The 20,867-nt window shown below is 71.9% G+C and carries 20 protein-coding genes and 1 pseudogene; 11 read left to right on the forward strand and 10 right to left on the reverse strand.

Annotation, left to right across the window (positions count from 1 at the left end; translation table 11 throughout):
* Positions 1-49: 49 nt before the first annotated feature.
* Together ACVCAG_RS03745 and ACVCAG_RS03750 are read left to right on the forward strand one after the other, a co-directional pair.
* On the forward strand, positions 50-829 hold the full coding sequence (locus ACVCAG_RS03745; RefSeq protein WP_440084531.1) for an electron transfer flavoprotein subunit beta/FixA family protein: 780 nt from the start codon (positions 50-52) through the stop codon (positions 827-829).
* Between the two features lie 18 nt (positions 830-847).
* The gene (locus ACVCAG_RS03750) at positions 848-1,801 is read left to right on the forward strand and encodes an FAD-binding protein (protein WP_440084532.1); all 954 of its coding nucleotides are present in this window, start codon (positions 848-850) and stop codon (positions 1,799-1,801) included.
* Between the two features lie 60 nt (positions 1,802-1,861).
* Here ACVCAG_RS03750 and ACVCAG_RS03755 read toward each other — a convergent pair whose 3' ends face one another.
* Complete coding sequence (locus ACVCAG_RS03755; RefSeq protein WP_447189447.1) at positions 1,862-3,064, reverse strand: MFS transporter; 1,203 nt, start codon at positions 3,062-3,064, stop codon at positions 1,862-1,864.
* Positions 3,065-3,248: 184 nt separating this feature from the next.
* Positions 3,249-3,755, reverse strand: a complete 507-nt coding sequence (locus ACVCAG_RS03760) for a TetR family transcriptional regulator (RefSeq protein WP_440069171.1) — start codon at positions 3,753-3,755, stop codon at positions 3,249-3,251.
* Between the two features lie 112 nt (positions 3,756-3,867).
* Between ACVCAG_RS03760 and ACVCAG_RS03765 the strand changes: the two genes are divergently transcribed.
* The 3 genes and pseudogenes from ACVCAG_RS03765 to ACVCAG_RS03775 form a co-directional block, all read left to right on the forward strand.
* Entirely contained in the window at positions 3,868-5,031 is a 1,164-nt protein-coding gene (locus ACVCAG_RS03765) for an aminotransferase class V-fold PLP-dependent enzyme (RefSeq protein ID WP_440084534.1), read from the forward strand.
* Positions 5,032-5,117: 86 nt separating this feature from the next.
* Positions 5,118-6,188 carry a tRNA 2-thiouridine(34) synthase MnmA gene (gene mnmA, locus ACVCAG_RS03770; RefSeq protein ID WP_440084535.1) on the forward strand — a complete coding sequence of 357 codons (1,071 nt, stop codon included), beginning with the start codon at positions 5,118-5,120 and terminating at the stop codon, positions 6,186-6,188.
* 79 nt (positions 6,189-6,267) lie between these two features.
* A pseudogene (locus tag ACVCAG_RS03775) lies at positions 6,268-6,315 on the forward strand (hypothetical protein); the annotation flags it as partial.
* 4 nt (positions 6,316-6,319) lie between these two features.
* On the opposite strand, the gene ACVCAG_RS03780 reads toward ACVCAG_RS03775, so the two are convergent.
* Positions 6,320-6,739 carry a DUF6326 family protein gene (locus tag ACVCAG_RS03780; RefSeq protein WP_447189448.1) on the reverse strand — a complete coding sequence of 140 codons (420 nt, stop codon included), beginning with the start codon at positions 6,737-6,739 and terminating at the stop codon, positions 6,320-6,322.
* A gap of 111 nt (positions 6,740-6,850) precedes the next feature.
* On the opposite strand from ACVCAG_RS03780, the gene ACVCAG_RS03785 reads away from it, so the two are divergent.
* Both ACVCAG_RS03785 and ACVCAG_RS03790 read left to right on the forward strand, forming a co-directional pair.
* Positions 6,851-7,765, forward strand: coding sequence for a sensor histidine kinase (locus tag ACVCAG_RS03785; protein ID WP_447189449.1), 915 nt, complete (start codon positions 6,851-6,853; stop codon positions 7,763-7,765).
* A complete protein-coding gene (locus tag ACVCAG_RS03790; RefSeq protein WP_440084538.1) occupies positions 7,765-8,409 on the forward strand; it encodes a response regulator in 645 nt (214 codons plus the stop codon). The genes ACVCAG_RS03785 and ACVCAG_RS03790 overlap by 1 nt, the downstream gene beginning before the upstream one ends.
* A gap of 98 nt (positions 8,410-8,507) precedes the next feature.
* On the opposite strand, the gene ACVCAG_RS03795 is transcribed toward ACVCAG_RS03790, so the two are convergent.
* From ACVCAG_RS03795 to eccB, 6 genes are all read right to left on the reverse strand, one after another.
* A complete protein-coding gene (locus tag ACVCAG_RS03795) occupies positions 8,508-9,152 on the reverse strand; it encodes an MBL fold metallo-hydrolase (protein ID WP_440084539.1) in 645 nt (214 codons plus the stop codon).
* 94 nt (positions 9,153-9,246) lie between these two features.
* A complete protein-coding gene (locus ACVCAG_RS03800) occupies positions 9,247-10,671 on the reverse strand; it encodes a hypothetical protein (protein WP_447189450.1) in 1,425 nt (474 codons plus the stop codon).
* A 6-nt stretch (positions 10,672-10,677) separates the two neighbouring features.
* On the reverse strand, positions 10,678-11,049 hold the full coding sequence (locus ACVCAG_RS03805; RefSeq protein ID WP_440084541.1) for a hypothetical protein: 372 nt from the start codon (positions 11,047-11,049) through the stop codon (positions 10,678-10,680).
* A 107-nt stretch (positions 11,050-11,156) separates the two neighbouring features.
* The gene (locus ACVCAG_RS03810) at positions 11,157-11,462 is read right to left on the reverse strand and encodes a WXG100 family type VII secretion target (RefSeq protein ID WP_344917995.1); all 306 of its coding nucleotides are present in this window, start codon (positions 11,460-11,462) and stop codon (positions 11,157-11,159) included.
* Positions 11,463-11,484: 22 nt separating this feature from the next.
* Complete coding sequence (locus ACVCAG_RS03815) at positions 11,485-11,799, reverse strand: WXG100 family type VII secretion target (protein WP_440084542.1); 315 nt, start codon at positions 11,797-11,799, stop codon at positions 11,485-11,487.
* 108 nt (positions 11,800-11,907) lie between these two features.
* A complete protein-coding gene (gene eccB / locus ACVCAG_RS03820; RefSeq protein ID WP_447189451.1) occupies positions 11,908-13,335 on the reverse strand; it encodes a type VII secretion protein EccB in 1,428 nt (475 codons plus the stop codon).
* Positions 13,336-13,538: 203 nt separating this feature from the next.
* Between eccB and ACVCAG_RS03825 the strand changes: the two genes are divergently transcribed.
* Genes ACVCAG_RS03825 through ACVCAG_RS03835 form a run of 3 tightly spaced genes read left to right on the forward strand, consistent with a single transcriptional unit; the run spans position 13,539 to position 15,152 of the window.
* Positions 13,539-13,841, forward strand: coding sequence for a hypothetical protein (locus tag ACVCAG_RS03825; RefSeq protein WP_440069160.1), 303 nt, complete (start codon positions 13,539-13,541; stop codon positions 13,839-13,841).
* Between the two features lie 46 nt (positions 13,842-13,887).
* Positions 13,888-14,697: a hypothetical protein gene (locus tag ACVCAG_RS03830; RefSeq protein WP_440084544.1), complete on the forward strand. Its 810-nt coding sequence runs from the start codon at positions 13,888-13,890 to the stop codon at positions 14,695-14,697.
* Positions 14,694-15,152 carry a YbaB/EbfC family nucleoid-associated protein gene (locus ACVCAG_RS03835; protein WP_447189452.1) on the forward strand — a complete coding sequence of 153 codons (459 nt, stop codon included), beginning with the start codon at positions 14,694-14,696 and terminating at the stop codon, positions 15,150-15,152. The genes ACVCAG_RS03830 and ACVCAG_RS03835 overlap by 4 nt, the downstream gene beginning before the upstream one ends.
* Positions 15,153-15,207: 55 nt before the next feature.
* Here the strand turns inward: ACVCAG_RS03835 and eccD are convergent, their stop codons facing one another.
* Positions 15,208-16,593 carry a type VII secretion integral membrane protein EccD gene (eccD, locus tag ACVCAG_RS03840; RefSeq protein ID WP_447189453.1) on the reverse strand — a complete coding sequence of 462 codons (1,386 nt, stop codon included), beginning with the start codon at positions 16,591-16,593 and terminating at the stop codon, positions 15,208-15,210.
* 281 nt (positions 16,594-16,874) lie between these two features.
* Here eccD and eccCa point away from each other — a divergent pair, with 281 nt between their 5' ends.
* Positions 16,875-20,840 carry a type VII secretion protein EccCa gene (gene eccCa, locus ACVCAG_RS03845; RefSeq protein WP_447189454.1) on the forward strand — a complete coding sequence of 1,322 codons (3,966 nt, stop codon included), beginning with the start codon at positions 16,875-16,877 and terminating at the stop codon, positions 20,838-20,840.
* The last annotated feature ends 27 nt before the right edge of the window (positions 20,841-20,867 follow it).

The raw sequence follows: 20,867 nt of genomic DNA on the forward strand, positions 1-20,867 counted from the left end.
CCGCAGCGACGCGGTGGCGCAGGCGAACACGGGAGGTCGGCCACCGGCCATGAACATCGTCGTCTGCGTGAAGCAGGTCCCCGACACGGCGACCGAGCGCAAGCTGAAGTCCGATGACAATACGCTCGACCGCGATGCCGCCGACGGCGTCATCAACGAGCTGTGCGAATACGCGGTCGAGGAGGCGCTGCGCCTGAAGGAGGCGCACGGCGGTGAGGTGACCGTCCTCACCATGGGTCCCGCCAAGGCGAGCGACACCATTCGCAAGGCCCTGGCCATGGGTGCCGACAAGGCCGTCCACCTGGTGGACGACGCGCTGCACGGCTCGGACGCCCTGGGCACCTCCCACGCCCTGGCACAGACCCTCAAGAAGATCGGTTTCGATCTGGTCGTGCTCGGCTCGGAGTCGACGGACGCCCGTACCGGGGTCCTCGCCGCCATGCTGGCCGAGCGCCTCGGCGTGCCGCAGCTCACCTTCGCCAACCAGGTTCAGGTCGACGGGGGTGCCATCTCCATCCAGCGCGTCACCGACTACGGCTACGACAGGGTCGAGGCCTCGCTGCCCGCCGTCGTCTCCGTCGTGGAGAAGATCAACGAGCCGCGCTACCCGTCCTTCAAGGGCATCATGGCCGCCAAGAAGAAGCCGGTCGAGAAGCTCGGCGTCGCCGACGCCGAGATCGACGTCTCCCAGGTGGGCCTGGCCAACTCCTGGAGCGAGGTCGCGGACTTCGAGGTCGCCCCGCCGCGCGCGGCCGGCACGGTCGTCAAGGACGAGGGCGACGGCGGCGTGAAGGCCGCCGACTTCCTCGCGTCGAAGAAGTTCGTCTGAGAGCGGGGGTTAGCTGGAATGTCCGAGATTCTCGTTCTGGTCGAGCACGTCGAGGGCCAGGTCAAGAAGGTCACCCTTGAGCTGCTGACGCTCGCCAGGAAGCTGGGCACCCCGTCCGCGGTCTGGACGGGCGCGGGCTACTCTCCCGAGGCCCAGGCCAGGCTGGCCGAGTACGGCGCGGAGAAGATCTACCTGGCCGACTCCGCCGAGGTCAGCGACTACGTCGTGGCGCCCAAGGCGGAGCTGCTCGCCCACCTGGTGGGCGAGAAGGCGCCGGCCGCGGTACTCGTCGCCGCGACGGCCGAGGCCAAGGAGATCGCCGGCCGTCTCGCCATCAAGATCGACTCCGGTGTGCTCACCGACGTCGTGGGCGTCGAGGACGGCCTGGTCGCAGACCAGTCCATCTTCGGCGGCGGCATCAACGTCCGGTCGCGCGTGACCAAGGGCACCCCGATCGTCGCGGTACGCCCCAACGCCACTCCGGTCGAGGCCGCCGCGGGCGCGGGCACCGAGGAGCGCGTCACCTTCACCGTCTCCGACGCCGCCAAGGGCGCCAGGATCGTGGAGCGGGTCAAGGAGGAGAAGGGCGCGCGCCCGGAGCTCACCGAGGCCGCGATCGTGGTCTCCGGTGGCCGGGGCGTCGGCTCGGCCGAGAAGTTCTCGATCATCGAGGACCTGGCCGACTCGCTCGGCGCGGCCGTCGGCGCCTCCCGCGCCGCCACCGACGCCGGCTGGTACCCGCACCAGTTCCAGGTCGGCCAGACCGGCAAGACCGTCTCGCCGCAGCTGTACATCGCGGCGGGCATCTCCGGGGCCATCCAGCACCGGGCCGGTATGCAGACCGCCAAGACGATCGTCGCGATCAACAAGGACCCCGAGGCGCCGATCTTCGAGCTCGCCGACTACGGCGTCGTGGGCGACCTGCACCAGATCGTCCCGCAGCTGACCCAGGAGATCACCAAGCGCAAGTGACCGGCAGGGTCACGCCGTACCCGGGGGTACGGGCACCGTGTGCCCGTACCCCCGCCGGTGTCAGGCCGCCATGGAGAGCTCGTGCCTGGCGGTCTCCGGCGGGACGGTGACCGCGCGGAAGCGGGGCAGGAACCACGCGACCACGGCGATCAGGACGCCGAGCACCACCGCGATGCCGAGGCCCACCCTGAGCGTGACCAGGTCGGAGAGGAAACCGATGATCACGGGGCCGAGCAGCAGTCCCGCGTAGCCCATCGCGCCCGTCTGGGCGATGGCCGGTCCGGGATCGCCGGTCGCGCCGCCCGCCAGGGACATGGCCATCGGCGAGACCGTCGCCACGGCCACCCCCACGAACAGCATGGCCGAGACGGCGATCGGCGCCGTGGGGGCCGTGAGGACCACGGCGAAGGTCGCGGCGGTGGCCAGGCCCGAGGCGACCATCATGCCGCGGGCGCCGAAGCGGGCCCGGACGCGGTCACCGGTGAGGCGACCGGCCAGCATGCCCGCCTCGAAGATCGGGTAGCCCAGGGCGGCGAGCGCCTCCGGCGCGCCCAGCACGTTCCGCAGGTACAGGCCGTTCCAGTCGGCGACCGTACCCTCCACCATGAACGCGCAGAAGGCGATCACGCCGAGAAGGTAGACCACCGGGGGCATCCGGCGCCCCGCCGTGCTCCGGCCCTCGGCCGGGCGGCGGGAAGCCCTCACCGGCTCGGGCAGGTAGGAACGGCTGAGGAGCGCCGCCGCGGGGAGCGCGAGCAGGGCGACCAGGATCAGGTGGACCGTGATCGAGAGTCCCGCCGCGATCGCCGCGGTGCCCAGCAGGCCCGCGGCGATCGCTCCCACGCACCAGCCGGCGTGCAGGCCGTTCATCAGCGGGCGTCCGTAGGCGCGTTCGACCACCGAGCCCTGCGCGTTCATCGCGACGTCCACCGCGCCGAACGCCATGCCGAACAGGCCGCTCGCGGCCAGGGCGAGGGGGAACGACGGCGCCACCGCGAGCAGCGCCAGGGTGATCGCGGTCAGGGGAGCCGCGACCCGCAGGATGCTCCGGCTGCCGAAGCGTGTCATCACCCCGCGCATCGACTGCATGGTGATGAGCGCTCCCAGCCCCCACACGAGGAGGGTGGCGCCCACCGATGCCTCGGACAGCCCGAGTTTGTCGGAGAGCGCCGGAATGCGCACGGTCATCGATCCGCACAGCAGGCCTGCGAGCACGAATGTGAGAACCGCTCCGGTTCGAGCCGCTCTCAGGTCGCGGGTCATGACTCAATCCCTTCAATAAATGTTTTGACAAACCGGGGAGCGGGCACACCAAAGTCGGTCGCTTTCGCGCGTGCGAAAGCGACCACCAATCTTTGTGAGTGTTTCCCCTGGTCAGGTGAATGATCAGACGGGTGCCCGCCGACCGGCGCGTCGTGGTGCCGGGGTGATCAGGCGGGCAGGGCCATCAGGCGGGCAGCAGGGCCAGCAGACGTCGTTTCAGGATCTCGATGTGCTCGGCGTCGTAGAGGTCGGGGTCGTGGCTCGCCACGTCCCACAGCCCCTCGCAGGCCAGGCGCACGATCTGCGCCGCCTCCGGGTCGGGCTCGCTGTCGAGCCCCTCGCGGTGCCAGCGGGCCATCGCCACCCGAAGCGGGGCCAGAAGGTAGAGGTTGCCGGAGGCCCCGGTCACCACGGCCCAGCGTCGCAGTCTGCCGCTCTGCACGGCGGCGAACGTGGCCGCCAGGTAGTTCTTGGTGTAGGTGTCGTGACCCTGGGTCGCGACGAGTTCGTCGAACTCCTCGATCAGCCGCTCGACCATGCCCTTGATCAGGGCTTCCTTCGTGCCGAAGTGGTAGAGCAGACCGCCCTTGCTGCATCCGGCGCGCTCCGCGACGGTCGCCAGGGTGAGAGCCTGGGAGCCCTGGTCGCAGAGCAGATCCTCTGCCGCGTCCAACAGCTCTTCCCGTCTCATGGCAGTTACTGTACCGTCTGGACGGTTCAGTGGTCAACTCCGCGGATCAGGCCCTCCACGGGCGCGGATACGCTTGGAAGGTTGACAGCGAGTTGGGGAGGGGAATGCGGCCGTGAAGTCCGCCTATCTCGATCACGCGGCGACCACGCCGATGCTTCCCGAGGCGATCGAGGCGATGACAGCCCAACTCGGCCAGGTCGGCAACGCGTCCTCCCTGCACGCCGCCGGCCGTCGCACCCGCCGGGTCGTGGAGGAGGCGCGGGAGACCATCGCCGCCGCGCTCGGCGCCAGGCCCAGCGAGGTCGTCTTCACCGCGGGCGGCACCGAGGCCGACAACCTCGCCGTCAAGGGCCTGTACTGGGCCCGCCGTACCGGGGGGGCCGACAGGATCCTGATCAGCGCGGTGGAGCACCACGCCGCCCTGGACCCCGCGCACTGGCTGAGCGCCCACCAGGGCGCGACCGTCGAGCCACTCGGCGTCGACGAGTTCGGCCGGGTGCACCCGCAGACCCTCCGCGACGCCATCGAGCGCGACCCGGGGAGTGTCGCCCTGGTCAGCGTCATGTGGGCCAACAACGAGGTCGGCACCGTCCAGCCGGTCCACGAGCTCGCCGCGATCGCCGGGGAGTACGGCATCCCCTTCCACACCGACGCGGTCCAGGCCGTCGGCCAGCTCCCCGTGGTCTTCGCCGGCTCGGGGGTGGACGCGCTGACGCTCTCCGGGCACAAGGTCGGCGGCCCGATGGGCGTCGGTGCCCTGCTGCTCGCCCGGGGTGTCGACCCGGTGCCGGTGCTGCACGGCGGCGGCCAGGAACGCGACGTCCGCTCCGGCACGCTCGACGCCCCCTCCGTCGCGGGCTTCGCCACGGCGGTGCGGGCCGCGGTGGCCCGGCAGGCCGAGAACTCGGCCCGGCTGACCGGGCTCCGCGACGACCTCATCCGCCGGGTCCGCCAGGCGGTTCCCGACGTGATCCTCAACGGCGATCCGGTGAACCGCCTTCCCGGCAACGCCCACTTCTCCTTCCCCGGCTGCGAGGGCGACGCCCTGCTCATGCTCCTGGACGCCAAGGGCGTGGAGTGCTCGACGGGCTCGGCCTGCTCGGCGGGGGTGGCGCAGCCCTCCCACGTGCTGCTCGCGATGGGCGCCGACGGGTTCCGGGCGCGTGGCTCGCTGCGCTTCTCCCTCGGTCACACCTCGACCGAGACGGACGTGGACCGGCTGGCCGACGTCATCGGCCTGGTCGTCGAACGCGCCCGCCGCGCGGGCCTGAGCTGATCGGTGCCGTACGGGTGCCCGTCGCATGGCCTCGGGACCTCCCGGCCCGACGAGGTGGGCGCCGGCGCGGGTACGCTCAGGGGGTTATGAGTCTTCGTGTGCTTGCCGCCATGTCCGGTGGCGTCGACTCCGCCGTGGCGGCCGCCCGCATCGCCGAGGCGGGCCATGACGTCACCGGTGTCCACCTCGCCCTCTCCGCCAACCCCCAGTCCTACCGGACCGGCGCCCGCGGGTGCTGTACGGTCGAGGACTCGCGAGACGCCCGCAGGGCCGCCGACGTGATCGGCATCCCCTTCTACATCTGGGACATGGCCGAGCGCTTCCACCGTGACGTGGTCGAGGACTTCGTCAGCGAGTACGCCGCCGGGCGCACGCCCAACCCGTGCCTGCGCTGCAACGAGAAGATCAAGTTCGAGGCGGTGCTCGACCGGGCCCTCGCGCTGGGCTTCGACGCGGTGGCCACCGGGCACCACGCGCGCGTCGCGGACGGCGTCCTGAGCCGCAGCCCCGACCAGGGCAAGGACCAGTCGTACGTCCTGGGCGTGCTCACCAGGGAGCAACTCGGTCACGCGATCTTCCCGCTGGGCGACTCCACCAAGGCCCAGGTGCGCGAGGAGGCCGCGCGGCGCGGCCTCATGGTGGCCGACAAGCCCGACAGCCATGACATCTGCTTCATCGCCGACGGCGACACCCGGGGCTTCCTCGCCGACCGCCTCGGCGCGGAGCGGGGTCCGATCGTCGACGAGTCCGGCGAGGTGGTGGGCGGCCACGAGGGCGCCTACGGCTTCACCGTCGGCCAGCGCAAGGGCCTGCGCATCGACCGTCCGGCCCCCGACGGCCGCCCGCGTTACGTGCTGTCCATCGAGCCGGTCTCCAACACGGTCACCGTCGGCCCGCGCTCGTCCCTCGAGGTCACGACCATCGTCGCGGAGCGGCCGGTCTGGAACGGCCCGGTGGAGGAGCCGCGCGAGCCGCTGGCCTGCACGGTCCAGCTCCGCGCCCACGGCGAGGTGTACGGCTGCCGCGCCCAGCTCTCCGGCGGGGAGGTCCACATCACGCTGGACGGCCCGGCCACCGGGGTCGCGGCGGGTCAGGCGGCCGTGCTCTACCTCGGCGACACCGTGATCGGCTCGGCCACCATCGCCTCGGCCTCCTGAGCCCGCCCGCCGAGCGCGTCCTGGAAGTCCGCCGGCCGTCAGCGGCGTCCGGTCCGAGCTGCCGGTGGAGGCGCGTGGCGTGGTCGAGTTGGCGATCCGCACCGACGGAACGGACGACTTCCGGTTCCTCGTCAACCGGACGTCCGCCCCGGTCGACGTGCCCGGTGAGGGTCCGTTGACGCCTCGGGAGGTGCGGGTGCCGCGCCGGCCCAGCGCCAGGCCAGGACGGCGATGAGTGCTGTGGCGGACATCTCGACGACGCTGTAGGCGATGTAGTAGCCCGTAGGTGGTCCCACGGTCAGCGACCAGATCTGCACCAAGGTCATCACGGTTCCCGCTCCGACGTTGGTCCAGCGGTTCGGGCCGTACGGGGCCAGGAAGGAGACGAGGGTCGCGACGATCGGGATCTCCATCAGGGCCGCCGCCGACAGCAGGAAGCCGGGGGTGACCTCCATCGGGTTGACGTCGGCGGGATCCAGGAGGCCGAGGATGTCGCAGTAGAGGTAGTTGAACATGACGAAGATCCATAAAGCGGACAGTGTGTTCTTCACGGCGCCGAAGCTAGTCGCGGGCTGCCGGGCGGCGCTTCCCTCCCGGGAGCCGATCGCGATTCACTCCTGTGGGCGAGGACAAAGGGGGCGATCGGGCGCGACGATGGGCAGGTGACCTCCCTGCTGGACGTACGCGCCGTCCGGGTGCTGCTGTGGGCGCTCATCCGAGTGGCCACCGCGCCGGTCGCGCTCGTCCTGATCGCGGTCAGGGCGCTGCGCCCGTTCGTCGTGCTGGTCCTGCTGCTCGTCATGCTGTTCCCCGGGACGTTCGGCGACCAGGACGTCGAGGTCTCCTGGCTGGAAGGGCTTGTCTGCGTCGCCGTCCTGGGGCTGATGCTGCTGCCGCTGCGCCGCGTCCTGGCCTCGCTCGCCGCCTGGCACCTGCGGCTGGCCGCCCGCCTGCTGGGGCCCGGGCCGGGCGAGCTGGCGCTGGCCCGCGCCCAGGAGCAGCTCCGGATCGACCAGGAGCTGCACGACAGTATCGGCCACATGCTGTCGATGATCGTCGTTCAGGCCGGCGCCGGCGCGCACGTCTTCGACCACGACCCCGGCTTCGCCCGCCAGGCGCTCGCCACGATCGAGCAGCGTGGCCGGGCCGCCCTCGGCGAGCTGGACCGGATCATCTCCGGCATCCAGGGCCACGCGCCCCTGCCCGGCGGCGACGACCCGGCCGCCCTGACCGCGCTGATCGACGGTGCGCGCGAGGCCGGGATGGCGGTGACCGCGTCGATCGAGGCGACCGGCCTGCCGCCCGCGATCGGGCGCGGGGTGCACCGGATCGTCCAGGAGGCGCTGACCAACGCGGCCAAGCACGCCCCCGGCCGCCCGGTCACCGTGGAGGTCGGCACCGGCTCCGGCGCGGTGACGATCCGCGTGGTGAACGCCTTCGACGGCCCCGCCTCCCCGGGGCACGGGCACGGCCTGGCCTCGATCCGCGACCGGGTGAGCCTGCTGGGCGGCACGGCCACCATCGGCCCCGCGGCCGGCGAGTTCACCGTGCGGGCCGTCCTGCCGCTGGAGTCCTGATGCGGATCGCGATCGTCGACGACGACCCCTTGGTGCGGATCGGCCTGCGCGCCATCCTGTCCAGCGAGCCCGACTGGGAGGTGAGCGCCGAAGCCGGCGACGGCCGGGCCGCGCTCGCCCTCACCGGCGGCCCCCTGCCCCCCGACGTCGTCCTGATGGACATCCGGATGCCCGGCATGGACGGCCTGGAGGCCACCCGCCGCATCACCGTCGCAGAGGACGCTCCCCGCGTCCTGGTGCTGACCACGTTCGAGGTCGACGCCTACGTCTTCGACGCACTTCGAGTGGGTGCGAGCGGTTTCGTACTGAAAAGGGTGCCGCCGAAGGAACTGATCGAAGCCGTCCGCGTCGTCGCCTCGGGCGAGTCACTGGTCTTCCCCGCCTCGACTCGCGGCGTCATCGAACGCTTCGCCGTACGAACCGGGAGACCGCTGCCGGAGCTGTCGGAACGCGAACGGGAGGTCCTCCGGTCGCTGGCGCGCGGGCGGTCCAACGCGGAGATCGCCGGCGAGCTGTTCCTGTCGGTGCAGACGGTGAAGTCGCACGTGGCGTCGGTCCTGCTCAAGCTGGGCGTACGGGACCGGACCCAGGCGGTGATCGCCGCTTACGAGACAGGGTTCGTGGTGGCGGGAACGGGTCGATGAGCGTCAGCCGCACTCGGTGCTGGAGTGCCGGCAGTCCGGGCCGGTAGGGCAGCACCCCGTCCCAGCCGGCCGCTCCTCCCGCCTTGGCCAACGAAGTACTACTGGGGCAGGGTGACCGACTCGCCTGACGTGAGGCGGCGCATCTCGGCCTTCTGCCTGTCGGACTCCATCTCCAGCCACATGTCGACCAGGCGGAGCCCGATGTCGTTGAGCAGGCCGTCGTGGGTGGAGAAGGCGCGGGCGGGGCGGACCTGACGGAGATACTCGACCATCTCCGACGCCTTCATCCACGGCGCGTTGGTCGGCACCATGAGCGTGGGCACCTCGACACCCGGCGGGGTGAACGCGTCACCCGGGTAGAAGACCTCCTCGTCCACCAGGAAGCCGACGTTGCGCACGATCGGCAGGTCCGGGTGGTTGGGGGCGTGCCACTCGCCGACGACCCTCACTCCGAAACCGGCCGTGTCGAAGGTGTCGCCGTGCCGTACGACCTGGATCTTGGCGGGGACGTCGGTGAGCGTGGCGGCCACGCCCTCGTTGGTCCAGATCTGCAGGGACGGGTCGGCCTCGGCGGCCCGGCGCAGCCGGTCGGCGTCCACGTGGTCGAAGTGTTCGTGGGTGATGAGCACCGCCCGTGCCCCGTCGAGCGCGGACTCCTCGCTGAAGGAGCCCGGATCGATCACGAGGACGGAGTCGTCCTTCTCCAGGCGGACACACGCGTGCCCGAATTTCGTGAGTCTCATCTCTTCACTTTATGGGCGGGGCGGATCATGGTGCCGCGGGGGCGGGACACGCGCGGGAGGCTGCCGGGAAGGCGTCGCCCCCCGCGCGGTCCGGTCAGGTGATCACAGGCGGTGCGGTGCCGCCGTCACCACCCCATACGTCCTCGTCCTCGGTGAGCCAGGTGGAGCGTTCGCGGTCCTGGTTCCCCTCGCCCGCCGCACCGCCCATCGGCATGAACGGCATGCCGCCCATGCCCATGCCGCCGCGGCCGTCGACCCGCGGGCCACCGGCGGCCCCGAAGCCGCCGCCGGTCCCGGTGGTGCCACCGGTGCCGACCCAGGAAGTCGGCCCGGCGGGGCCGTTCTGGCCGAACGTGGTGGGGCCCGCGCCCCCTCCACCGCCCCCGGAGTAGGTGGGCAGGCCGGTCCCGGGGCCGGGTCCCGTGCCGGGGCCGAGACCGGTGCCGGGCCCCGTACCGGGACCGCCCTGCACGGTGGGCTCGAAACCGGCCAGCTTGGTGTTGCGCGGATCGTTCGGGTCCAGGCCCGCGTTCGGGTTGTTCGGGTTGTTCGGGTTGAGGCCCGAGTTCGGGTCGTTCGGGTTCAGGCCCGTCGGGTCGGTGAAGCCGGGCGGGATGGTGCCGTTCCCCGGCGGGCCGCCCGTGCCGGGGCCACCCGTGCCGGGACCGCCCGGATAGGCGGGGTTGGAGATGTCCGGGTAGCCGCCGCCCGTACCCGGGCCGCCCGTTCCCGGGCCTCCCGGGTAGCCGCCGCCCGGGAAGCCGGGCAGGTTTCCGGTGCCGGGGTAGCCGGCACCGCCGCCGGGGTAACCACCCCCACCGGGGTAGCCGCCTCCGCCGGGGTAGCCGACACCGCCGGGGTATCCGGCCCCGCCGCCCGGGTAACCCCCGGTGCCGCCGGGGTAGTTCTGGTTGGTGAGCGGGGGCGTCGTCGGGTCGCTCAGCCGGGGCAGGTCCTTGTCCACGGTCGCGGGGATCTGGACGTAGAGCGTGACCAGCTCCTTGTTGAGCGCGATCAGGTCCTCGCGGGCGAGGTCGTTCTCCGACTTGTCGGTGAAGATGATCCCGGCGAACGTCCCCGCGTTGAAGTTGTCGCCCGGGATGATGTCCAGCCCGTCGTCGAACTCGAACCAGCCGCTCTTGGCCTTCTTGCCGATGTAGGAGGGAAGGACCTCCCCGCCGTAGTGGATCAGCGGGGGTCCGAGCTGGTCGCAGCGGGTGGCCAGCTCGGTGATCGTCTTGTGGACGAGGTTGAGCGCCTTCTGCGCCTCGATCGAGGCGTCACCGCTCCACACCTGCGCCAGTTCCCCGGCGACGTCCCTGATCAGGGTTTGACTGTTGCTCAGAGAGGTCGCCGCGGAGTTGTAGGCGTAGCCCGCCTCCTTGATGGCCCGCGGGTCGGTGGCCTCGAACAACGCCCTGATCTCGGTCGCGCTGTAGTCGCTGTAGTGGTCTCGGCTGCCTGTTTCCGGGACCATGCAGTCGGCCTTGATGGTGTGACGCGCCTGATCGTTGCCCATCGCGTCTCACCCTCCCCTGTTCGTGGTGCTGGACTGCTCGGCGTCCTCGTAGTTGTAGGCGACGACCCGCAGCAGGTTGAGCGCCGCCCGGTACTTGGTGACCGTGTCCTGGTAGACCAGGCCGATTTTCTGGTGCGCCTTCTGCGTGGTGGCGGCGACGGCCTTGGCGGTGTCCCAAGTGCCGAACTGGGCTTCGGTCAGATTGGTCAGGGACCGCATGTCCGACAGCGATCCCTCGTTCGAGCCCTCCAGGCGCTCCAGGTCCTCCTCGAGGGCCTGGAGCAGTTTTTTGATCCGGTCGCGCTTGATCTCGACGGCCGGGCGGTCCTTGTCGAGGCCGGGCCAGGGGGGCGCGACGTTGTCCTCGGGAGGTGGCATGCCTCTTCTCCCCGTTGCTGAGGGGCCGCGGCACCGCCGCGACCCGATCGGTTCTCCCCGTTACGAAGAGGGCCGCGGCGCCGCCGTGGCCCACCCGGTTCCTGGGATCAGCGTCCGTCGAACATCGTGACGTTGACCTTCTCGGTCATCGCGAAGTTCTCCCTGCCGATCTCGATGACGCCACCGAGGCGCTGGAGCAGCGCGGCCATCCGGCCGGACGCCGCGTCCCACTGGGCGCGGGCGCCGTAGTAGGCCGTGCGCGCGTCGCCCTCCCAGTCACCGAGCAACCGGTCGAGGTCCCCTTCCAGGTTCTGGAGGGTGCCTTCCAGCATCTGCCACTGCCGGGCGAAGTCGCCGGCAGAGCGGTCCATCTGGCCGAAGTCGACAAGAGTGCGGTCGAAGTCGCTAGCCATGGTGATCCCCGTTCCGAATCCGTCAGCTGTTGATGTCGGCCCCGAGCCGCCTGGACTCGGCGGTCTGGTTCTCCTGGGCGGTCTCGTAGTTCTTCTGGATCTGCTTGAGCTTGATCGACAAACCCTCGAGCTCGCGCAGGATGTTGGTCATCTCGGTGCTCCAGGCGTTGAACACGCCGTCGAAGGAGACCGCGGACTGGCCGTCCCAGCCGGAGCGCAGCTCGCCCCGGTGGCCTTCGAGCTGGGTCTTGATCTGGTTGATCGTGGTCTTGGCGTCGTCGGTCTTCTGTGACGCCTCGCCAAGCCGCGAATGGTACGCGGAGGTCCTCTGGACCACGTGACACCTCCATGGTGCTCGACTGGCATAGGAGTTTCGATCATTACAAAGTGGACAGCTGTCGCGTCTCTCACCAATAACGAACGGATATACCGTTGGTAACGGGGATCACGGTTGTCCCACGGGCACCGGCATTCCCGCCGCCGTCCGGCTGAGCGCGGGGCCCTGCGGGATCAGATGCACGATGTGCGCCGGCAGCGGCGCGACGTCCGCGGCGGTGTAGCCGAGGCTCGCCAGCGACTCCATCGCGGTGATCGCGTGCCGCCGCCCCTGGTCGCTGATCAGGAAGACCGAGGTGACCGCGTCCAGCCTGCCGTTCCCCGGCAGCACGCCCACCAGCGACGCGGTGCCCGGCGGGAGCACGACCTGGTCCACCGAGTCCTGGTCGAACCGGCCCGCCGGCGGCGCGGGAATGCGCATGGTGCTGCCCACGGTCAGCCGCGCCCGGGTCGATCCGCGCTCGGTGTCGGCGTAGACCGCGCACACCGGCGAGGCGGGGTCGGGGGCGATGACCCGCGGCATGGCCGCGGGAAGCCCCGCCGGATCGAAGCGGGTGGCCGAGCGCCGCATCCCGTTCGCGGTCGCCGCGTCGATCTCCACGGCGCGCACCGGCGCCCTGCCGTACGCCTTCTTGCTGGCCGGGTCCTGGAGCAGGAGCTCGGCCTGGGCGGTCGTGAGCGCGGCCAGGCCGTCGGGGAGCAGGACGTACCACTTGGCCGCGCCGCCCGACATCGCGCGCACGGTGTAGATCCGGCCCGCGACGGAACGCCTGCCGTCGGGGCCGCGCACCACCCTGCCGCGGGCGGCGAGCGCCGGGGCGCGGAAGTCGGGGCCGATGGGCAGCGCGTTGAGCCAGGCCGCGGGAACCTGCCGGGGCTGTTCCTCGGTCAGCGCCCGCAGGCTCTCCTGCGGCACCCGCATCCGCCGGTCCGACCAGAGCAGCCAGGTCTGCGAGCCCTCCTCCACGACCATCGCGGTGTCCCGCCCGATCGGGGTGCCGCCGACCGCGAAGCCGCCGATCAGCGAGGTGTGCGGGGTGCGCGTCCCGGCGGCGTCCACGCCCTCGACCACGCAGGCCGACCAGGGGGCGCGGACCAGCCGCCCGCGGGGCGGCAGGGACTCGGGGGCGCCGGGGATGCCGACCAGGAGCCCGCGCGGGAAGCGCGTGAGCGACGCCGTGGAGACCGTGCGGACCGCCACGCCCTGCCCGCCGCCGAGCAGCAGCCGGGCCGAGGTGACGTTGGCGACCGGGATCATCTGGCCCCGCGTCGCGCTGTAGACGAAGGTCGCGCCCGACTCCTCCTCGACGATCACCGTTCCCGGCGCGGTGAGCGCGGTGGCGCCGCCGGGCTTCAGCAGGCCGTAGATGCCGAACGCCACCGCCACCAGCACCGCGACCAGCACGCCGCAGAACGTCGCGACGTTGTGCCTGCGCATCGGCGACTCGGGCACGTCGGGCTCGCCCTGGAGCAGGGCCATGCCCAGGCGCTGGGTCATCAGCCGATGCGCCTGATAGAGATCACGACGGGTCTGCATCCCACCTCCGCCTCGCCGGATGCTCGGTCGCCGACAGCATAGAAGCGTGATCGCCGGGCGGTGCACGGGACGCCGATGGTGAACGGCGGTGATACCGAACGTTTCCGGCCGTCGGCGACCCCGTGAACAGGCTTTCGAGGGGGAGGGGAGGACCGGATCGGGATGGTAGGAGATGTCCGGGAACACGTGATCACGGAGGCCGGATGACCCAGGAGAAGTACGTCACCTCCAAGGCGATCGAGAGCATTCGCAAGGAGATCGAGGAGGACGTCATCCCGAGGATCAGGGAGCTGCGCGCGATGCTGGGCGACACGACGGTCGGATTTCCCGGCTGGGGAGCGGTCGGCGAGCTCGCGGTCGGGATGCGCTACCGGGAGGTCCAGCGGGACGTCGGGGAGAAGTTCGACGACGCGGTGGAGGTGCTGGAGTCGTGGACGGTCGCGCTGACCACCGCCCGCGTCAACTGGCGGACCGCGGAGGACGACAGCACCGTCGTGTACCAGTGAGCCGGTTACCAGTGGACCGGTCGTCAGTGAACCAGGGGGAGCCGAGATGACCGCGAGACCGGGTGGGAGGCCGAGCCCGCTGACGGCGGGCAAGAGCGCCAAGGGGGTGATCACGAACTCCACCAAGGTCCTGTCCACCCTCAAGGGCGGTGCCAGGCTGGCGCCCACGGCCTGGGCGGGCGTGGCGATCGCGAGCACCGCCGTGGCGAACGTGCCGGGCATGGCCGACGCCTACAACAACTGGGAGTCCGTTCACTCGCGCCTGGACACCGCGGTGAAGAGCTACGTCGCCATCCTGCTCACCAAGGAGAAGGACGGCTGGATCGCCGACGACAGGGAGGCGTTCGACGACGCCGTCCAGCGGATGCAGGAGGCGCTGGAGAGCCTGCGCGCCTACGTCAAGAACGTCGCCGGGATCGTGGACGAGCTGGGGGACGCCTACCGCGCGTACTGGCTCGCCATCGCCAAGATCGCGGCCACCCTGCTGGCCCTCGCCACGATCGCGGCGGCCATGCTGGCGACCCCGTACGCGGCTAACGCCATGGTCAACCTGAAGATGCTGGGCACCCTGGCCAGCCAGGTCATCGCCGTCTCTACCGGGGCGCTGGGCAAGCTCGTCGCCTCGGTGGCCGGAAGCATGTCGGTCTACTTCTCCGGCAAGGCGTGGGTCCAGTCGTTCAACCTGGAGCCCACCGGCTCGGCCAAGGTCGACTTCACGAAGGCGAGGATCGACCCCTCGCTCCTGCCGTACCGGCAGGCGCCCGCCGTCGCCCCCGGCCAGGCGCCGCAGTTGCCCAAGGGCGGGACGTTCGAGTGGCTGTCCCCCAAGAAAGAGATGCCGGAGCCGTACAAGTGAGCGACCTCATCCCCGAGAACCTGCGCCTGGGAAACCCCGAGAACCTGCGCCTGGGAAACCCCGAGAACCTGCGCCTGGAGGACCTGGACGCCGTCGTACGGCAGAGCGAGGAGACCCTGCGGCGGCTCGGCGGGGTCTTCGGCGAGCTGGAGACCGTCACCGGCGAGGGGTCCGGCGCCGACGGCCTGGCCCGTGCCCTGGTGGACGGCGCCGGGCGGATCAAGGAGATCACCCTTGAGCCGCGCATCATGCGCCTGGACAGCCAGGCCGTCGCCGAGGCGGTGACCGAGGCGGTCCGCGCCGCCCAGGAGGCCGCCGGGCGCGCGAACGAGGAACTGCTCCGCGCCGCCACCGGTGGCGACCCGCTCCCGCTGGACATGGCCGACGCCCGGCGCCGTTTCGAGGACATCAGCCAGGATCTGGCCCGCACCCTGGACGACCTGGGACGAGACTGACCGTGCCGTCCGGGCGGGACCCGGACGGCACGGGCTTCCGACCGGGGGACCCCGGTCAGCCCGACAGGCCCCTGACGGCCGCGTACACGTCCATCACCCCGAGCGCGAGCGGGAGCAGGGCCAGGATCAGGCAGAACTCCACGATGTCCCCCGCGCGTCCCCAGAAGGGGGAGGGGCGCCGCTGCGGGAGGAACAGTGCCATCCCGCCCGCCAGCGCCGCCGCGCACACCAGGCCGATCGTCACCGCGAAGGCCGAGTCCGGCGCGGTGAACGCCAGGCCCAGGGTCAGCGCCAGCAGCCCGGTCAGTCCCGAGCCGAGCAGCCAGAGGCGCTGACCGGTCCCCTGGAAGACGCGGGCGCGCATCAGCAGCGCCAGCGAGAGCGTGACCAGGGTCGCGGGGGCGGTCCACCCGCTCGCGGTGAGCAGGACCGGCAGCGTGCCCAGCGCCACCAGGGCGACGCCCGCGGTCAGGCCGGTCGCGAACCGCTCGGCCTCCGTCGCGCGCCGCCGGATGTCCGCGCCGTCGATGTCGTCGGTGTCGCCGCGCAGTTCCTCGGCGTTGGCGGGCAGCGTGGGCAGCGGGAGCCGCGCCAGCCGGAAGGACGTCGTCGGGATGAGGGGAGCGCAGGCCAGGGTTATCGCGGCGGCCAGCGCGGCCACCCCGGCGGCGGGCGCCTCGGTGAACATGACGATCGCCGAGCAGATCGTCCCGATCACCGCGGCCAGCCCGACGCCGAAGAAGTTGGGCAGTCCCTCGGCGACGACCCAGCCGGTCACGGTGGCGACCAGCGCGGTCACCGCGAACCCGGCCAGCAGGTTGGGCGCCCCGAACACGGCGGGACCGGCGGGGGGAGCCGGTACGCAGGCCCCGGCCAGGAAGGCGTGCGGCAGCGCGGTGTAGCCGATGGTCGCACCGGCCCGGCCGTCGCCCACGGCCCTGGAGAGCGCGGCGCTCGCCACGACGGCGAGGATCGCGCACGCCCCGGCGAAGGCGACGACCGGCCCCCAGGGCGGTCCGCTCGCCACGAGCACCGCGAACGCGGCGACCATCGACAGCGCCGCGGTGCCCAGCCCCGCGCCCCTGGTGTGCGCGGCCCGCCAGCGGCCGGTCCGCTCCTTGACGCCGGTCGCCACGGTGTCGGCGACGTCGTCGAAGATCGCCTCGGGCAGCTGGGACGAGCGGGGGAGCAGGTAGAGGACCTCGCCGTCCCTGATGCCCAGTTCGGACAGGCCCGCGCCCGAGGGCATGGGGGCCGCGCCGATCCGCTGGAGCCCCCAGCCGCCGGCGGGAGCGATCTGCTCGGCGCTCTCGCCGGTGGCGGCGAGCAGATCGGGCAGCAGGTGGGCGAGGGGGAGGTCCGCGGGCACCGCCAGGTCGACCCGGCGGCGCGGGGTGACGACGGTGATGCGGCACTGGGGGATTGCGGTCACCTGGTTCACAGGGCGCATGGTAGTCACCTCCGCGATCACCCGGCACCCGTCGGGGGGCGAGGTGCACGGTGTTCACCCCGCGATCACCCGGCGCTCATCCGGTCCGCGTGCACGGTGTTCACCCCGTGACCACCCGGCGCTCATCCGGTCCGCGGGGCGCGGGGATCCACCTCCGCGATCACCCGGTATCGGTCCCGAGGCGTTCTCGAAGATTCCGTCGAACCCGGGGGACGGTTTCGCTACGGTACTCCGGACTGGACAATATTTGCTTAACTCACATCGGGGGCGAAGTGGGCATCGTGGTCGTCCGGCGTCCCGAGCGGCGTCCACCTCCGGCGGCGCCGCGCGGCGAGATCCTCCTGGAGTCGCCGCCCGAGATCCCGGAGACCACCTCGGCGGGGTTCACGCAGGTGCTCATGTACCTGCCGATGGTGGCCGGCGGCGCCGCGATGGGGCTGATGTTCGCCGGCGGCGGCGGCGGGAACCCGATCATGTACGTGGCCAGCGGCATGTTCGCGCTCTCCATGGTCGGCATGACCATCGGCCAGATGGGCCGGGCGGGCGGGGAGCGCAAGCAGCGGCTCAACGGCCTGCGCCGCGACTACTTCCGCTACCTGTCCCAGACCCGCGCCAAGGTCAGGCGCGCGGCGGCCAGGCAGCGCGAGGCGCTCAACTGGAACGGCCCCGACCCCGACGCCCTCTGGACGATCGCGCTGAGCGCCCGCCTGTGGGAGCGGCGGCCCTCGGACGCCGACTTCGGCGCCGTCCGGGTGGGCACCGGCTCCCAGCGCCTGGCCGTCCAGCTCATACCGCCGGAGTCCAAGCCGGTCGAGGACCTGGACGCCATGTCCGCCGGGGCGTTGCGCCGCTTCGTCCGCGCCCATTCGACGGTGGCGGACCTGCCCATCGCCATCTCCCTGCACTCCTTCGCCAGGGTCAGGCCCACCGGCCCGGAGGCGGCCGTCCGCGACATGGTGAGGGCGCTCGTCGGCCAGCTGGCCGTCTTCCACTCGCCGGACGAGCTCAGGATCGCGGTGTGCGCGTCCAAGGAGTGGATGGCCCACTGGGAGTGGATCAAGTGGCTCCCGCACGCCCTGCACCCGCACGAGGCCGACGCCGCGGGGCCCGTCCGCCTCATGACCGACGACCTGGGCGAGCTCGACCGGCTGCTGGGCGCCGACTTCAAGAACCGGGCCCGGTTCAAGCCGGGCGTCTCCGCCGAGGCGCTCCCGTACCACGTCGTGATCATCGACGGCGGGCACGTCCCGCAGGACTCCCCGCTGGGCGCCGACGCGATCGAGGGGGTCACCCTCATCGACCTCGACGGGACCACCACCCCGGCGGGCGAGAAGACGATGCTCAGGCTGCGCGTCACCGAGGACCTGTTCAGCCGGGTCACCACCGACCAGGCGGGCAAGGAGGTCGTCACGCCGCTCGGCAGGCCCGACCGGTTCTCGTACCTGCAGGCCGACGGGCTCGCCAGGCGGCTGGCCCCGCTGCGCGGCTCCCCGGCCGGAGCCGGGGGCGGTGACGCGCTCGCCGCCGACACCACGCTGGCCGAGCTGCTGGGGCTCGGCGACGCCGCGGGGCTGGACCCGGCGCTGCTCTGGCGTCCCAGGGCGCCGCGCAACCGGCTGCGGGTGCCGATCGGCGTCGGGACCGACGGGCGCCCGGTCGAACTGGACATCAAGGAGTCGGCGCAGGGCGGCATGGGCCCGCACGGCCTGGTCATCGGCGCCACCGGCTCCGGCAAGAGCGAGCTGCTGCGCACGCTGGTGCTCGGGCTCGCCGTCGCGCACTCGTCGGAGGTCCTGAACTTCGTGCTCGTCGACTTCAAGGGCGGCGCGACCTTCCTGGGCATGGACTCCCTGCCGCACGTCTCGGCCGTCATCACCAACCTCGCCGACGAGCTGCCGCTGGTCGACCGCATGCACGCCGCCCTGCACGGCGAGATGGTGCGGCGCCAGGAGCTGCTCCGCGCCGCCGGGAACTACGCCTCGCTGCGCGACTACGAGCAGGCCAGGGAGCAGGGGGCCGACCTGCGCCCGATGCCCACCCTCTTCGTGGTGCTGGACGAGTTCAGCGAGTTGCTGTCGGCCAAGCCCGAGTTCATCGAGCTCTTCGTGATGATCGGCCGTCTCGGCAGGTCCCTGGGGGTGCACCTGCTACTGGCCTCGCAACGGCTGGAGGAGGGCAGGCTGCGCGGCCTGGACACCCACCTGTCGTACCGGATCGGCCTGCGGACCTTCTCGGCGATGGAGAGCCGGGTGGTGCTCGGCGTGACCGACGCCTACGAGCTGCCCTCGGCGCCGGGCAACGCCTTCCTGAAGTTCGACACCACCGGCATGGTCCGCTTCAAGGCCGCGTACGTCTCCGGGCCCTACACCCCCGAGCGGCGGGTCGTGCGGCGCGAGCGGGCCGAGGGGCGGCAGATCGTCCCGTACGGTCCCGCCTACATCGCGCCTCCCGTCCAGCCCGAGCTCGAGGAGGAACCGGAGACCGTCAGCGCGGGGCGCGACACGCTGCTCGACGTCGTGGTCCGCAGGCTGGGCGGGCAGGGCCCGCCCGCGCACCGGATCTGGCTGCCGCCGCTGGCCGAGCCGCCCTCGCTGGACCAGCTCCTGCCGCCCCTGTCCGTCACCCCGCAGCACGGCCTGACGACCGCGCACTGGCAGGGACGCGGGGGGTTGCACGCGCTGCTCGGCGTCGTGGACCGTCCCTTCGAGCAGCGGCGCGACCCGTACTGGCTCGATCTGTCGGGCTCCGCCGGGCACCTGGCCGTGGCCGGCGGCCCGCAGAGCGGCAAGAGCACCGTGCTGCGCACGCTGATCGCCGGTCTCGCCCTCACCCACACCCCCGCCGAGGTGCAGTTCTACTGCCTGGACTTCGGCGGCGGCGCCCTCGCCTCGCTGGAGGGCCTGCCGCACGTCGGCGGGGTGGCCAACCGGCTGGACGCCGACCGGGTCCGCCGTACCGTCGCCGAGGTCACCACGCTGCTCGCGCGGCGAGAGCGCGAGTTCGCCGAGCGGGGCATCGACTCGATCACCGCTTACCGGCGCCAGATCGCCGCGGGGACCGTGGACCCCGGCGGCTTCGGGGACGTCTTCCTCGTCGTTGACGGCTGGCTCACGGTTCGCCAGGAGTTCGAGTCTCTGGAGCCCACGATCACCGAGCTGGCCGCCCGCGGCCTCAGCTACGGCATCCACGTGGTCGCGGCGACCAACAAGTGGTCGGAGTTCCGGCCGTCCATCCGCGACCTGTTCGGCTCCCGGGTGGAGCTGAGGCTGGGTGACGCCTACGAGTCCGAGGTGAACCGCAGGACCGCGATGGCGGTTCCCGAGGGCGTGCCGGGGCGCGGCCTGACCCGCGACGGCCTGCACTTCCTGAGCGCGCTGCCCCGCGTCGACGGCGGCGACCGGAGCGACGACCTGCCCGTCGCCACCCGGGCGATGGTCGAGTCCGTCGCCACCGCCTGGCAGGGCCCGCCCGCCCCCAGGGTGCGGCTGCTGCCCGCCGTCCTCGCGCCGGAGAGCCTGCCGGGCCCCGAGGAGACCGGCGCGCGCATCCCGCTGGGCATCGACGAGAGCACCCTCTCGCCGGTGCTCGCCGACTTCGACGCCGATCCCCACCTGGTCGTCATCGGCGACAACGAGAGCGGCAAGTCCAACCTGCTGCGCCTGGTGGCCGAGGGCGTCGTGGCCCGCCACGAGCCCGCGCAGGCCCGCCTCGTCGTCATCGACTACCGCCGCTCGCTGCTGGACGCCGCCTACACCGAGCACCGCATCGGGTACGCGGCCTCCTCGACCGCCGCCACCGAGTTCATCGCCGAGATCAGGGAGTCACTGATCAAGCGGCTCCCCCCGGGGAACCTCTCGCCCGAGGAACTGCGGTCGCGCGGCTGGTGGAAGGGGGCGGACATCTACATCGTGGTCGACGACTACGACGTGGTGGCCTCGGGAGCCAACCCGCTCGGCGCGCTGCTCGACCTGCTGCCCCAGGCTCGCGACATCGGCCTGCACCTGGTGCTGGCCCGCGCGATGGGCGGCGCGGGACGGGCCATGTTCGACCCGGTGCTCCAGCGGCTCAAGGACATGGCCACCCCGGCCGTCATGATGTCGGGCCACAAGGACGAGGGCGTGCTGTTCGGGGTGCGCCCGCACGCGCTGCCGCCGGGACGCGCCTATCTCTCCGACCGGAGGAACGGCGTGCGTCTCATCCAGACCGCGTTCGTCGCCCAGCCCGAGCCCGAGAAGTGAACAGGAATCGACGATAAAGGGTATTTT

It is taken from the genome of Streptosporangium sp. G12, assembly GCF_052983175.1.